The sequence below is a fragment of the Streptomyces sp. NPDC001709 genome, from assembly GCF_053596375.1.
On sequence record NZ_JBSFGB010000092.1, the window covers coordinates 1 to 12982 of the forward strand.

At 67.5% G+C, this 12982-nt stretch carries 13 protein-coding genes and 3 pseudogenes; 6 read left to right on the plus strand and 10 right to left on the minus strand.

Features of this window, described 5'->3' with window-relative positions; genetic code table 11:
• Positions 1-140 precede the first annotated feature (140 nt).
• A complete protein-coding gene (locus ACWC0C_RS47145) occupies positions 141-620 on the plus strand; it encodes a hypothetical protein (protein WP_450871285.1) in 480 nt (159 codons plus the stop codon).
• A gap of 148 nt (positions 621-768) precedes the next feature.
• On the opposite strand, the pseudogene ACWC0C_RS47150 reads toward ACWC0C_RS47145, so the two are convergent.
• The 5 genes and pseudogenes from ACWC0C_RS47150 to ACWC0C_RS47170 form a co-directional block, all read right to left on the minus strand.
• Positions 769-1011, minus strand: a pseudogene (locus ACWC0C_RS47150) (helix-turn-helix domain-containing protein); the annotation flags it as partial.
• 255 nt (positions 1012-1266) lie between these two features.
• Positions 1267-1935 carry a VC0807 family protein gene (locus tag ACWC0C_RS47155; protein ID WP_450871287.1) on the minus strand — a complete coding sequence of 223 codons (669 nt, stop codon included), beginning with the start codon at positions 1933-1935 and terminating at the stop codon, positions 1267-1269.
• Entirely contained in the window at positions 1932-2441 is a 510-nt protein-coding gene (locus tag ACWC0C_RS47160) for an FAD-dependent oxidoreductase (RefSeq protein ID WP_450871288.1), read from the minus strand. The genes ACWC0C_RS47155 and ACWC0C_RS47160 overlap by 4 nt, the downstream gene beginning before the upstream one ends.
• Positions 2438-3145 (minus strand): FAD-dependent oxidoreductase, encoded by a 708-nt coding sequence (locus ACWC0C_RS47165; protein ID WP_450871290.1) that lies wholly within the window; start codon positions 3143-3145, stop codon positions 2438-2440. Before ACWC0C_RS47165 ends, ACWC0C_RS47160 begins: the two co-directional genes overlap by 4 nt.
• A gap of 48 nt (positions 3146-3193) precedes the next feature.
• Positions 3194-3655 (minus strand): MarR family winged helix-turn-helix transcriptional regulator, encoded by a 462-nt coding sequence (locus ACWC0C_RS47170; RefSeq protein WP_450871292.1) that lies wholly within the window; start codon positions 3653-3655, stop codon positions 3194-3196.
• 676 nt (positions 3656-4331) lie between these two features.
• Between ACWC0C_RS47170 and ACWC0C_RS47175 the strand changes: the two genes are divergently transcribed.
• Positions 4332-4829, plus strand: a complete 498-nt coding sequence (locus tag ACWC0C_RS47175) for a DUF1003 domain-containing protein (protein ID WP_450871294.1) — start codon at positions 4332-4334, stop codon at positions 4827-4829.
• A gap of 200 nt (positions 4830-5029) precedes the next feature.
• On the opposite strand, the pseudogene ACWC0C_RS47180 reads toward ACWC0C_RS47175, so the two are convergent.
• A pseudogene (locus ACWC0C_RS47180) lies at positions 5030-5213 on the minus strand (IS5/IS1182 family transposase); the annotation flags it as partial.
• 65 nt (positions 5214-5278) lie between these two features.
• On the opposite strand from ACWC0C_RS47180, the gene ACWC0C_RS47185 reads away from it, so the two are divergent.
• Positions 5279-5560, plus strand: coding sequence for a hypothetical protein (locus ACWC0C_RS47185; RefSeq protein ID WP_450871295.1), 282 nt, complete (start codon positions 5279-5281; stop codon positions 5558-5560).
• Here ACWC0C_RS47185 and ACWC0C_RS47190 read toward each other — a convergent pair.
• Together ACWC0C_RS47190 and ACWC0C_RS47195 are read right to left on the minus strand one after the other, a co-directional pair.
• A pseudogene (locus tag ACWC0C_RS47190) lies at positions 5550-6308 on the minus strand (IS5 family transposase); the annotation flags it as partial. The gene ACWC0C_RS47185 and the pseudogene ACWC0C_RS47190 sit on opposite strands and share 11 nt — an antisense overlap.
• Positions 6309-6425: 117 nt before the next feature.
• Positions 6426-6794, minus strand: a complete 369-nt coding sequence (locus ACWC0C_RS47195) for a hypothetical protein (RefSeq protein ID WP_450871297.1) — start codon at positions 6792-6794, stop codon at positions 6426-6428.
• 213 nt (positions 6795-7007) lie between these two features.
• Between ACWC0C_RS47195 and ACWC0C_RS47200 the strand changes: the two genes are divergently transcribed.
• A complete protein-coding gene (locus ACWC0C_RS47200) occupies positions 7008-9179 on the plus strand; it encodes a hypothetical protein (protein ID WP_450871299.1) in 2172 nt (723 codons plus the stop codon).
• 524 nt (positions 9180-9703) lie between these two features.
• Here the strand turns inward: ACWC0C_RS47200 and ACWC0C_RS47205 are convergent.
• Positions 9704-10168 (minus strand): hypothetical protein, encoded by a 465-nt coding sequence (locus ACWC0C_RS47205; protein WP_450871300.1) that lies wholly within the window; start codon positions 10166-10168, stop codon positions 9704-9706.
• Positions 10169-10552: 384 nt separating this feature from the next.
• On the opposite strand from ACWC0C_RS47205, the gene ACWC0C_RS47210 reads away from it, so the two are divergent.
• On the plus strand, positions 10553-10957 hold the full coding sequence (locus ACWC0C_RS47210; RefSeq protein WP_450871302.1) for a TniQ family protein: 405 nt from the start codon (positions 10553-10555) through the stop codon (positions 10955-10957).
• Positions 10958-11089: 132 nt separating this feature from the next.
• Positions 11090-11632, plus strand: a complete 543-nt coding sequence (locus tag ACWC0C_RS47215; RefSeq protein ID WP_450871303.1) for a hypothetical protein — start codon at positions 11090-11092, stop codon at positions 11630-11632.
• A gap of 314 nt (positions 11633-11946) precedes the next feature.
• Here the strand turns inward: ACWC0C_RS47215 and lspA are convergent, their stop codons facing one another.
• On the minus strand, positions 11947-12531 hold the full coding sequence (gene lspA, locus ACWC0C_RS47220; RefSeq protein WP_450871304.1) for a signal peptidase II: 585 nt from the start codon (positions 12529-12531) through the stop codon (positions 11947-11949).
• Positions 12532-12982 lie beyond the last annotated feature (451 nt).

Genomic DNA, 12982 nt, shown 5'->3' on the forward strand with positions numbered 1-12982 from the left:
GGTGAGCCCGCCCCCTTGCGGATACCTCATGTGACCGGCCTACCGCGACAACCACCACTTGTCAGCCACGACATCACGCCAACAAGGTCAGTAACGCAGTCGGGCATCGTTCCGCGCGGAGGAACGCGAAAGGGAAAGACATGACGGCTTTTGCCAGGTGCGAGCAGGAGGCGAGCAACATCATCGCAGCCCGCATGCAGGATGCGGGCTTCCGCCAGCGGCAGGAGAGCAGCAGCGAGACGTGGAACATGGAGTTCCCGATCTTCATCCAGAGGGTGCGGATCATCATCGCGATAGCACTCTTCAGCGCCTACCGCAGCACAGAGGATCAGTCTCCCACGAAGGCCGCAAAGGCAGCCCTGACCGTTCTCCGGGAGCGCACGCCCGTGGAGCTTTTCGGCGTACTACCCGAAGACATCGGCGAGTCTGCCGCCGGGGTCCAGCACCTGCGACGTCTGTCGATCGGCCTGACCGCCCCTTCCGCCATCATGTGGGAGCGGTTGATTCAGACTGCGCGCAACGTGCTTGATGAGGACGCGCAGTATCCCGACGAAGACCACGTCGTGCAGGACCCAGGCGGCCCCGACGTCACCTACGGAACTCTCAGCACCGAACACTGACCCTCTGTGCTGGCAGCCCTCATGGGTCGCACCTGTGCGCCCACGCGATCCGGCGCCACCACGGAGCCTCCGGCTCGAGTATTGGCTCAGGTTCGGCTATTGGCTCAGGTTCGGGCCGTGGTATAGGTGGCTCTGCGCGGGTTCGCGCCCCGACAATTTCGACGTGGGTCGCGTTCGGGGAGGTCTTCGGCGCCTTGGACCGGGTGCGCAGGCCCTCGGCACCCTCGGCCTGGTAACGGCGGTACCAGGTGTAGTACGCCTGCCGGCTGATCCCGAAGTACCGGCAGGACATTGCGACGTTCCCGGTGACCTCTTCGACGTGGTGTATGACGGCCAGGCGCCGCTTGGCCTCACGGTCAAGCGGCGGGGCGGTGGGAGTGGACTTCGGCATGTGGATCTCCGTAGTGATCGGAGACCCAGGTGCCAACGATGATCGTCAGTTTTAGACCGACACCGGGGCAGGTCGGAATCAACTTCCGCGCAGCCCAGCACGATCCGTGATCGCAACGCGAGGGTCTGCAGCGTCGAAGACGCCCGTTCTCATCGCTCAAGCATCTGCCGCTCGTAGTCCAACAACACCAGCTCGGCCAGCTTCGGCCCCGGACGCCCCATGACTCAATCGACGACGGATCAAGAACTCGGGACACTAGGCGCGTGCGGTCGTGGACGGCTGGTGCGCATCGGTGGGCCGCTGCTGTTCGGCGTCGACGATGCGGGACAGTCGAGGCACGCGCGAACGGAGCATCACCACGACCGCGAGGATCAGAGCGATTCCCGGCACCTTCTGCAACCCGTCGGCCTGGTTCACCGGAAACGAGTAGACGATCACTGCGTTCAGCAAGGCGTAGCCGAACATCGCGGCGGCGATCGCTGCGGTGAGCCATCGGTGGGTGGCCCGCATCTGCGGAGAGTTGTGCCAACTGCGCTCGTATGCCGCGGCCCGCTCCGGATCGCCCTTGGTGGCCATCGGTGTAGCTCCGATGTAGGTGAACGGGCGACCGCGCCAACAGGAGAGAAGGAAGACGGCGGCGGCGACGGTGAGGTAGACGGTGGGACGCAGCAGCGCCAGCCGGGCGTCACCGGAGACGACCAGCAGCGAGGTTGTCGCTGCGAGTTCGGCGATGACGAGCAGGCCGAGTGCGTCCATTTGCCGGCGGCGGATCATGCGGGGAATGGCGTACCCGGCGGTGGCAGCGCAGGCGGTGATCAGCGCGGGTACGTCGGCGACGCCGAGTCCGTGCAGCAGGTAGTAGACGACGGTCGGAACGATCAGGTCGGACAGGGCGGGCAGCAGTGCCCGTAAAGTCCTGTTCATCGAGGGGTCTCCTTTCCGGCGTGGCGGATCGCCTGGGCGAAGCGCTCGCCGTAGCGCAGCGATTCCGCCACGGCGGCGAAGCCGTAGCGGCGCATCTCGGTTTCGTATGCGGCCACCGCCGATACCAGCCCGGCGGGGTGTTGGATGGCGGTGAGCTTGTCCGCGAGCACGGCCGCGTCGCGCAGCGCGGTGTTGGCGCCGGTGCCGCCGGCCGGCGACATCGGGTGGATCGCGTCGCCGAGCAGGGTGGCCCGGCCGGCCGGCCAGGTGGGCGGCTGGTCGGCGACGCGTACGCTCTGGACGAAGCAGCCTTCCGGGTCGGCCTCCCGCACCGTCTGGTGCAAGGCGGGGTGCCAGCCGGTGGTCGCGCCGACCGCGTACCGGTGCAGTGCGGCCGGCGACGCGGTACGCCACTGCTCTTCCCCGGTGAACGGTCCCCCCAGTTCTCCGCTCAGCACCCACATCAGGTAGTCGGGCTCCGGATCCAGTGACGCCGGCGGCGTCACCGCGGCGGCGGCTTCCGCGTGCGGTTGGCGGGCGCGGTAGGCCCCCAGATCCCGATGTGGCCTTGTGGGGCGACCGTCACCGCAACCCTGTCGAAGAGTGGCGCGGGCAGCCGGTCCTGCAGCGTTGCGCGCAGTGCGGTGCGCCCCCACAGGCAGCGGACGCCGGTGTCGCGGGTCCGTACGTGAGGCAGCAGCCCGGCACGTACGGCCGAAGCCACGCCGTCGGCTCCGACCAGCAGATCGCCCTCGGCGGTCGAGCCGTCGGCGAGGAGAACCCGCACCCGTTCGGGGGTCTGCTCGAAGCCGACCACCTCCTGTCCGAAGCGCACCTCCCGTTCCAGGCCGGCCAGCATGATCTGGCGCAGCGTCAGCCGGTTGACCCCGGTGTGGTCCCGAGGGGTGGCAGTGCCGTCGACTCCGACGTCGGTCGCGTACAGCGGGCGCATGCGGTGGTCGAAGACGGCGACCCGGGCCCGCGCCTCGTCGTTGGACGTGGCCAGGTACATCCGGAACAGTTGCTTCGGTAAGCAGGCGGCGAGGGCGTCGCCGCCCACGCGGTTGATGTTGATCCGGTACCCCCGCCGGCCGGCCGCTGCCGTCGGGGCCCGCTCGAAGACTGTCACGGCCAGGCCGACTTGATGCAGTGCCTGGGCGAGGGCGAGGCCGCCCACTCCCGCACCCGCTATCAGTACCCGCAGTGTCACGCGATCCTCCATACTGGTGTGCTCTTGGTCGTGCGCTCCGTTGAGTGGTTACCGGTCCAGGTGTGGATTGCCCACCTTCGCCTTGGACTCCTCGAACCTGGTCAGCAGGTCGGCCAGGGTTCGCACGTCCGCGGCGTCCCAGTCGGCGACGAAGGCCGTGAAGCGGTCGAGGCCCTGCTCGGCCAGCCGGTCGAGCTCGTTCCGTCCGGAGTCGGTCAGCGTGACGATGCTGGAGCGGCGGTCCGCCGGATCGGTCGTCAGGGTCACCCGGCCGGCCTGCTGAAGCGCTCTCAGCTGGTGGGTGATGGCCGATCGGTGCACCTCCAGGGCGGAGGCGAGATCGGACGGACGCACCGCCTTGTCCGGGACCTCCCGCTCCGCCCAACCGAGAACCTGGAGGACGGCGAGGGACGCCGCCTCCGGAATCCTGCGTCGGGCCCGTTCCACACCAGCGGCCACCGCGTTCACCGCGTACGCCAACCGCGCCACGTCATCTCTGCTTGGTCGCATGACACCAACCGTAATCTAGTTGATCGAGTTAATCAACTAGATCGGTGCGAGGCCACGGCCACTAGCGACGTGGTCGGCTATGGAGAGGGGCGATCGTCCGGCTGGCTCGGGTGTCAGTGGCTGCCCGTAGCCTCCATGCGTTACGGGCACCAGGTGTTGTGCCGATGAGGACCCACCTACTACAGGAGACTGACTGTAATCCTTGGGATCCGCACGTACCGGCTGAAGCCGGCACCGCCGATGAGTTCGTCCGCGCGATGCGGGAGGAGTCGGTCCCGTTGCTGGAGAGGGCTGGTTTCCCGAGGGTGGACTGCGGCGCTTCGCTGGTGGCCGAGGGCGGGCACGAGGAGGCATACCTGATCCGCGCGGTAGCCTCGCTTGAGGAGCACCACGGACAGGAGCAAGCGTTCGGCGGGTTGCAGTCCCATCGCGAGCTACCGGACGCTCCGTAGAGCGGGTGCGGAGGTTGCGCTGGTCAAAGACGTGAGCCCCACGCAGTGGGAGCGGAATCCATCCGATCGGCGGCGCCGAATGCCATGTGACGAGCACGGTTGGCTCTGGCAGCTGACCACCGTCCGACTTAGTCGGGTGTGTCCACCGTCGGTCGCCGCAAGGTTCGAGCCCGCCCGCCCATATGCTGCTGGCTGGCGCACGTGGACGGCGGTCGGGAGTGGGCATGAGCGGTGCGGCGAGCGGTCCCGGTGGTCCGAGGGGTCCGGGCGGCTTGGCTCTGCGGCTGCGGCGCGAGCAGGACGTGCTCGCGCGGATGCGCGGGACCGAGGACCGGATCGCGGACGCGATCACCGCCTTCGCCGGCACCATGCTGTTCGTCTATATCCACGCCGCGTGGTTCACGGTCTGGATCGTGTGCAACGAAGGCGCCTTCGGCCAGGAGGCCGTCTGGGATCCCTTCCCCTTCGGTCTGCTCACGATGATCGTCAGTCTGGAGGCGATCTTCCTGTCCACCTTCGTGATGGTGAGCCAGAACCGCCAGGCTGCTCGCGAGAATGTCCGCGCCGACCTCGACTTCGAAACCAACGTACGCTCGGAGGTCTGGTCGATCCACATGGGCCGCGCCCTAGGCGTCGACCCGGTGGAGGTCGAGCGCAGGGTGCAGGAAGTCCTCGCGGAGAACCGCGCCCGGATGATCGGCTCTGGCCAGTCCTCCCGGTAGCCAGTACTCCCAGTAAGAGGGGCGAGGTCCCGCTGTCGGACCGACGGCGCAGTACCCGGCCGGGGCCACCCCGCCGGGGGGCGATCAGAGGGATGCCCGGGCCAGGCTGTGGGAGCCGTACGCGAAGCTGCGGATGACCTCCGTCTGGTTGAGCCGACAGCCGGTTCGGCTCATGCCTTAAAAGATGGTCCGGCGAATCGCTAACGGATCCACAGCCGGATCGCGGCGACGGTGACCGTGCCGTGAAAGACAAACCCTCTCTTGTCGTACCGGGTCGCCACGGCCCGGAAGCCCTTGAGCGCGTTGATGGTCCGCTCGACTTCATTCCTGCGGGCGTACCGAGCCCGGTCGAATCCAGCGGGGCCGACCGCCCTGGCTGCCGCGGTCCGGGCTGCGCAGCCAGAACGAGGGCGGCAACGGCAACCTCAAGAAGTCCGCGCGCAGATGACTTGTACGACCGCTATCTCGACGGTGAGACCCAGGAGCCTCCGTCCGAGCGCATCGCGGCCTTCGTCGCCGCACTTCTTCAGCTGTGGTGCGACATCACCGAGGACAAGGAGGAGAACTTGCCCTGGTCGGTCGGACCGTTGATCGACTGTGCCAGTGGGCCGCTCATCTACTTCGGGATGGGCTGGAGCAGGGCCGAGGAAGCGTCGGCCTACGCGGCAGGCCTGGCGGATGTGATGGGGCTGCTCTGCTTCGACGTGCAGCAAAACCTGCTCAGGCCCTGAGCAGGGTGGCCAATCGGCGGCACCCGATGAGGGATGCTGCGATGGCAGCAAAGGCGAGGAACTGCTCGGCCTTGCGTTCGTAGCGGCGGTGCAGGCGCCGGCTGCCGGCAAGCCAGGAGACCGTCCTCTCGGCGACCCAGCGGTGGCGGCCCAGCCGTTGCGAGGACTCGATGCCTTTGCGGGCGATGCGGTGGCGGATACCTCTCTTGCTCAGCCATCGGCGCAGGTGGTCATAGTCGTATCCCTTGTCAGCATGGAGCTTGGCCTGGCGCCGACGACGCGGACCGCGCCGCGAGCGGATGGGCGGGATTCCTTGCACCATGGCTTCAGGCCGAGGCCGTCATGGGTGTTGGCGCCGGAGATGCCCAGCGACAGGGGCGCTCCGTTGCGGTCGGTGATCAGGTGGATTTTCGATCCCGGCTTGCCACGATCGGTCGGATTCGGTCCAGTCAGTGCCCCCCTTTGCCGCCCGGATGCTGACGGAGTCGATCGCGCACCGCGACCAGTCCAGTTCACCGCGGGCGCCGAGTTCGTCGAGGATCACATGGTGGAGCCGGGCCCAGACCCGGTCGCGGCTCCACTGGGCGAAGCGTCGGTAGACCATCGGCCAGGCAGGGCCGAACACCGGGGGCAGTTGCCGCCAGGTGCAGCCTGAAGTGGCCACGAAGATGTCGAGCAACGCGCCGACCCGGGCAGAGATCTCATCACGCGGAACCATGTCGCCGCTGCCCTTGGGGCGGCCCGTGGGTCCAGCCTCTGTGCTGGTGTCCTAGGCCGTGCGGAAGGCCCCGACGATGCCGCGCGGGCAGTGCTCCACCCCCTTGACCTTGATCAGGTGGGGGGCGATCCGAGTCCGTGCGCTCGTTCAGTCGTCCTGCTGCCGGCCGAGGAGCGCGGCGAGCTGGGTACGCTGCTGCTCTTCCTCGGCCATGGCCTCGGCGAGGATCTCCCGGTCGATGTAGCCGTCGAGCGCCTCCATCACCAGGCGCTTGAGTTCGGCCGGTTCCAGTGCCTCGACGTCCCGCTGCACGGGACGGTCAAGGTCGAAGCCGTAGCGGCGGGCGAACCCGGGCCAGCGCGGATCGTCCCTTTTCCCTTCGGCCGGCGGCAGCTGGTACTCACGAACCTGCCCGTCCGTCAGTAGGACGCGCTCCGCACGCTCCCAGCAGTCGGTGCGCTGCACCCAGTCGCGTTCGATGCCGGAGCCGCTGGCGTCGAAGTCGCCCTCCGTCATGCAATACGCGTCACGCTGCTACGCCCTACCCCTTATGCGCCCCTCGGGTGCTCCTGTGCTCCTCTCTGCGCCCGCACAAACGGGGCGCAAAGAGGTGTCGCACATGATTGACTTCCAGCCAACTGCCCGCCAGAAGCTGCTGGACACGATCGGCTGGGGACGGGGCTCGCGATGACAGCGGGGAATGACGACGCTGGGCGTACAGAGAACAGAATGTCGGATGGCTACGTCCGCGGTTCGGTGTTCCAGGCAAGGAATATAGGGAAGATCTACTTCGGCGGCCAGGTGAAGGAGAATCCCGAGGAACAGCTGGTAGCAGCCAAGATCAAGCTCGCGGACGAGGTCCGGCGGCAGTGGGAGGAGGAGGTTGCCGCCCAGGGTCTGCGGCGTCCGGAGCCCATTCACCTTCCGTGGAAAAATACGGAGCGGGCGGTAGTCGTGCGTCCGCGCGCGATGCCCGGGACATCGACCGGCAGGACGAAGCTTGCCCCATCCGAGGTGCTCAGACGCTGCGGCGACCTGGACGGACTGGTACGAGCGTTTCGTGAACTCCCCCAGGGCCACCTGTTGATGCTGGGCGAGCGCGGGTCCGGCAAGACCGTGTGGGCGATGCTCCTGGCGCTGGAGCTACTGGCAGCATACGAAGCTGGCGACCCGGTTCCCGTGCTCCTCACTGCGTCTTCGTGGGATTCGGGGAACGCGTGGGTTCCCGGGGTGGAGCATCTGCGGACCTGGCTCGGCCGCAGGCTGGTCGAGGAATATCCGTTCCTGGCCGACAGGGATGTCTACGGCTCCCGCATTGAGCAGCGACTGGTCACAGGAGGCCATATCCTCCTGATTCTTGACGGCTTGGACGAGTTGGCGGACGCCCTCCACGCCCCCGCCATCCACGCACTGGACGACAGCGGACAGGACCTGTTGGTGGTCACGTGCCGCGTCGCCGAGTACGAACGGGCGGTCAGGCAGTCCGGGAGGGTCCTCAGCCGAGCCGCGGTGAAGGAGATGCGGCCGATCGGCGTCCGCCAGGCCGAGGACTTCCTGACCGCCGACCGACCGTGGCAGGACACCCGATGGCAATCTCTGCTCGCGGAACTACGCGACCGGCGGGACTTCCCGGACCTGCCGTTATCCCAGGCACTGACCAGCCCCCTCATGGTGGCACTCGCGCGCGTGATCTACGCGCCGCCAACGAAGGATCCCCGCGAACTGCTCGTTCTACCCGACCGGGAGAGCGTCGAGCATCACCTGCTCACCGCCTTCCTCCCAGCCGCCTACCGCCCCCGTCCGTCACCTCCCGGGGCCAGGAGCATCACCCCGAAGAGGAGCTACGGTCTCAACGAGGCCCGAGGATGGCTCGAATTCATCGCAAGCCATATGGACCGGAACCGAACCCATGACCTGGCCTGGTGGCAATTGGTAACCGCCGTCCCCGGGTGGACCCGGGGGCTCGTGTTCGGCATCGGCTCGGGGCTGATATTCGGGCTCATCGGAACTGCGGCGGGCGGACCGGCGATTGGCCTGGTGTACGCGGCCGCCTTCGGTCCGGCTGGATTCCTCGTCCAGGCGGTGTACCGCTGGCCATCGCCGACACGGGTGGAGATCCGCGTCCGAGGCACGATTCGCCTCTTCATTCTTCGGTTCGCGCTCGGCTACGTGACAGGAACGACGCTGGGCTGCGGGTTCGAACTCCCCCGCTGGGCCGGGCTCCTGCTCGGTCTACCGTTCGGGCTGGCCATCGGTCTGCATGTGTGGCTGCGGGCACCGTCCGAGGCGACGAGGGCGGCCAGCCCCAGGCTGGCCCTTGAGCAGGACCGCATCGCCACGCTCACTCTGGGCCTGTCCTTCGCACTGTCCTTAGGCCTCACCTTCGGGATGGTGTTCGCCTACACGGACCCTCGGGTCTCCGGCTGGCCGAGCCTGGGGCCCATCTTGGGCCTGACGTTCAACTCCGTGTTCAGCCTTGCCGGCGCGGTGGCCGGCTGGATCGTGGGCCACCTTTCGTACGGGAGGGTGGGCTGCTTCGCCTACAGCGCGGCTGGAGCCGTCGTGAGCGGGATCGTCTTCCCGCCCGCGGAGGACCCAGCCTTCGCCTTCGGGATGGGGATCGCCTTCGGAATCGCGTGCGGCCTCGTGGTCGTGCTCGGCCGACCGTGGGGGGCTTTCGTAATCGCACGCACCCTCCTGGCTCTGGCTGGCCGCCTACCCTGGCGGCTGATGGACTTCCTCCAAGACGCGCACCGGCGCGGCGTCCTGCGCCAGGCCGGCGCTGTGTTCCAGTTCCGGCACGCGCGGCTACGGGATCACCTCGTCGACGGTTCCGGTTCCGCTACATCACCGCATCGGGGCCCCCACACCGCTATCAGCCGCACACGGCGTAGACGATGACGGCCGCAAGCCACCTCGGGGGCGCACACCTGCGCGGGCCGCACCTTATCGACGGCTGCCTTGCCGCCAACAGCTACGTTTAGCCAGGTGGCGCCCTAGATCGTCTTGGGCGTCCCCCACTCCATTTTGGGTCCAGCGGCGTCGAACCGCCGCTCGCTGAAGGCATGGATGACGTCACGCACGTAGTCCTCGCTGACCTGCCTCAGCGAAGTGAAACCTTGACCGCCTGGCCCTGGGCGGACATCAGCTGGACTGGCAACGCCACTACCGCGCACTCGCCGACCTGGTCGACGCCGACGGCAGCCTGCCCGACATCCAGCCCGGCGTTGCGAGGAGCCGGTGGGCGCGGAACTGAGTGACCACTGCTTCGGGGCCGCTCCAGTTGCCAGCATCTGCGAGTGCCACCATCGCTTTGCGTACCACATCGCCTAGCTGGCTCATGGTGTCGCTGGTGATGATGCGCGTGCCAGGAGGTGCCACGGCGTTCTTCTCGAGCGTGTTGACGCAGTGCAGCAGTACTGGAGTTACGCTGCAGATTGGTCGTAGGTGTCCGCGAACCAGCTCATGGAGTGCGGCAGCTGAGCGACGTCGCTGCGCCAGATCGTGTCCGAGCTCGCCCCCGATTTGGCTTCGAGTACCAGGTACTTCAGACCTCCGATCGCCCACAGGACGTCCGGTCCGTTGCCCGTGGTCCGTTCAGGCCGCTGCGCTTCAAATCCGCGGTGGCATCCCAGGCGCTCCAGGGCCCGCTCAAAGATGGGCACCTGCTTCTGGACCGGACGGTAGACGCGTTCGTCGAGGAGGACATCGATGCCCACCAAGAACTCGTTTCGGTCGGCATAGGTGCTGGCCAGGTAGCCAGCGGCCAGCACCGCCTGTGTGTCGGTGGGCTTGATCTTGGCAGGGTTGACGCCGGCGATGGGGCGCAGGATCGCAGGGTTGTAGGCGAGCGCCTTGGCAAAGGTCTGCTGGGCCTTGGGCTCGTCCACGAAGTACTGGTACGCAGCGAGCTGCTCTTAGAGGAATCCCCGCTCAGTTTCGTCCGTCGCTGCGGCAACGGCTTCACTCATGTTGGGGACGGCTTGGGCGTACTGGCTGAGTGAGGCCTGGTCGAAGGCGCGGCGGGCAGGGGCTGCACCTGCGGACACGGTGCTCTGAGGCGGCAAGGAGACACTCGCCGAAGCCCTCCTCGACGACATCGTCCTCAGCCTCGACGACCCGGACCGCGCCCCGCAGGCAGGGGAAGTCCCCGCCATCCCCGGCTCCTCCGGCCCAGCCCCCGACACGTTCGCGTCCCGCGCCGGCCGGGCTCGGGGCCGCAACACCACCTTCGACGACCACGGCCCCGAAACCCGCACCGGCAGCTGACCCCCATGCCTCACCTGCCCGACCCGCCGCCCCGCGTGCTGGCACCGCTGCCCGGCGAGGGCCTGCCCGGCCTTCTCCTGCGCTTGTCGCGCCGGCTGGACATGGCGCCCCTGCAGGTGCTGGTCCGAGCCGGAGCCGTCAAGCCGTCGGCTGCCTCCCTCCCCGGCCAGCCGCTGCTGACCCTGGGCGGCCGACTCAAGCTCTTCGCCCACAGCACACGGCTCACGACGGACGAGGCAGCCGCCCTGACTCTCGAACCGCACAGCGAACGCTTCCCACCGGTCACCGCATCCCTGCGCATCCAGACCCACCACCGCTTCACCTGGGCCCGCATCGCCCCATGGGTCCTGCCGACCTTCACGCGCTACTGCCCCAAGTGCCTCGCCGGGGACGGATCCGTGATGCAGTAACGGCACGGCGGCCCCTGGAAAGCGGAGTGGCGTCTGACGGTCAGCTTCATCTGCCGCGAGCACCGCACTGTCCTGCCCCTCTCCACCGCACCGCTCCTACTTCCCCCACTACTCTGCTCTGCAGGACTCCAGGTGCCGGTACGGGCGCTGGCAGGTCTGCTACGCCAGCCGAGAGCCCTGCTGGCCGGGCTCATCCTGCACCTGTCGCCCCCCCTGCTCGTGATCCCCGCCGTCGCCTTTCCTCTGCGCCAAACCCCCGACACCGACGGCGGCAGCGGCCTGCTCACCGCCATGATCCTCATCATGGCGATGCCCGTGCCGCCGGAGCCACCCGTCTGGACCGCCAAGGGCGACGGCGACCACCGACCATGGTCGGGCTCGTCCTCGCCTCCACCAACACACTCCAGCCGGTTCACGTCCTGTCACGGAGGGTTGTTCGGGCTGGTCACAGCCGTGCGGGGCGCGCTTCTCTCTAATGGAAGCGCTCAGCGGCCCGACATCCGGTTAGCCGTTCGTGACCCCAGCGGCCTGCGGGCCCTCAGTCTTGATTTGATCGGTTACGTTGCCGGTGGCGAGCGTCAGCGCCCGCCTGTCTTCTTTGAGGGCTTGTGCCCGGATCAACAGAGGACCTCGCGCTCACACCGGCCACCGCCAACGGGGAGTAGCGATCGGTGAGCAACAACCAGGCGTCTGTCCGGCTCCGATCCACCGCCCATGAGATCAACGGCCGCAAACGACATATCACGGTCGACACGCTCGGCCTGCCCGTGGTGATCACGGTGACGCCCGCCGACATCCAGGACCGCGGCTACGCTGGCGACCTCGCGGACTGGGCCTGCGAACGCCGCTGGCTCACCCTGCGCATCGTCTCCAGGCCGAAAGGAACCAAGGGCTTCGTCGTCCTGCCCCGTCGCTGGAAAGTCGAGCACACGATCGGCTGGTGCATGAACGCGCACCGCACCGCATGCGAATACGAACGGCTGTCCTTGTCACCCCGGGACGACGACGCCGCTGTCCCGGCGGTCTTGCGGGGCGGCTCCGTCCAGGGAAAAGCCCAAGAAGGAGAGGAGGATCATCAGGGCTCCACCGCAGACAATCGCCGAGTCGGCGAGGTTGAAGACCGCGAAGTGCTGAACAGAGATGAAGTCGACGACGTGCCCCCGGAAGACCCCAGGCGCCCGGAAGATCCGGTCAGTCAGGTTACCAAGCGCACCCCCCAACAGCAGGCCCAGGGCGAGAGCCCACGGGAGGCTGTGGAGCTTGCGCGAGACGCGCACGATGACCACGACGACCGCGAGCGCGATCGCCGTGAACACAGCAGTGAACGCCTGGCCCATATTGAACGCCGCACCCGAGTTGCGTATCACCTGGAGAGTGAGCACGCGGCCGACAACGCCGACGGGCTCGCGGTTCTCCAACCGCGAGACGGCCAGGAACTTGCTGCCCAGGTCCAACGCGTAGGCGAGACCAGCTGCTGCCAGCAAGGCAGCCAGATAGCTCTTTCTTAGAGCTCGGGCACCGGCTTCGGTGCCTGCTATCTCACACTGCGGTTGCGAGGAACTGCTGGTAGGCATGATCCACTCCACTGATGCCGAGCCGCCATGAACAGACGACATTACGACACAATAGCGCCTGCCTTGTTCAAGGCAGCCCAATGCGGACACTGCGTGCCTGACTGCCCACGACCAGTGACACCTACTCCGGGATCCAAAACAGCTATTTCGCACTTGAAGCAGTCGGGAATTTGGCCGTCGTCTCGGGTGCGCGCGGACTTGTAGAGCTGCATGATCACAGCACCTGATCACCGCGCCGAGCTCGGGCTTGGTGAGCTCACCAGTCCCGCTAGGGCGTCCAGGCCATGCGCCTCACGGGAGGGCTTTCAGCCCTCCCGTGAATTCACCGGGTAGTCCGCTGCCGGGGCTGGCGATCCCGGGCCTTCCCCCGTGATGGTGGACACGCTTCGTTGATCATGCGGCGAGCGTGAGCTTAGCCGCGTGGTGTCGGCGTTCGTATTCGTTGGGGCTG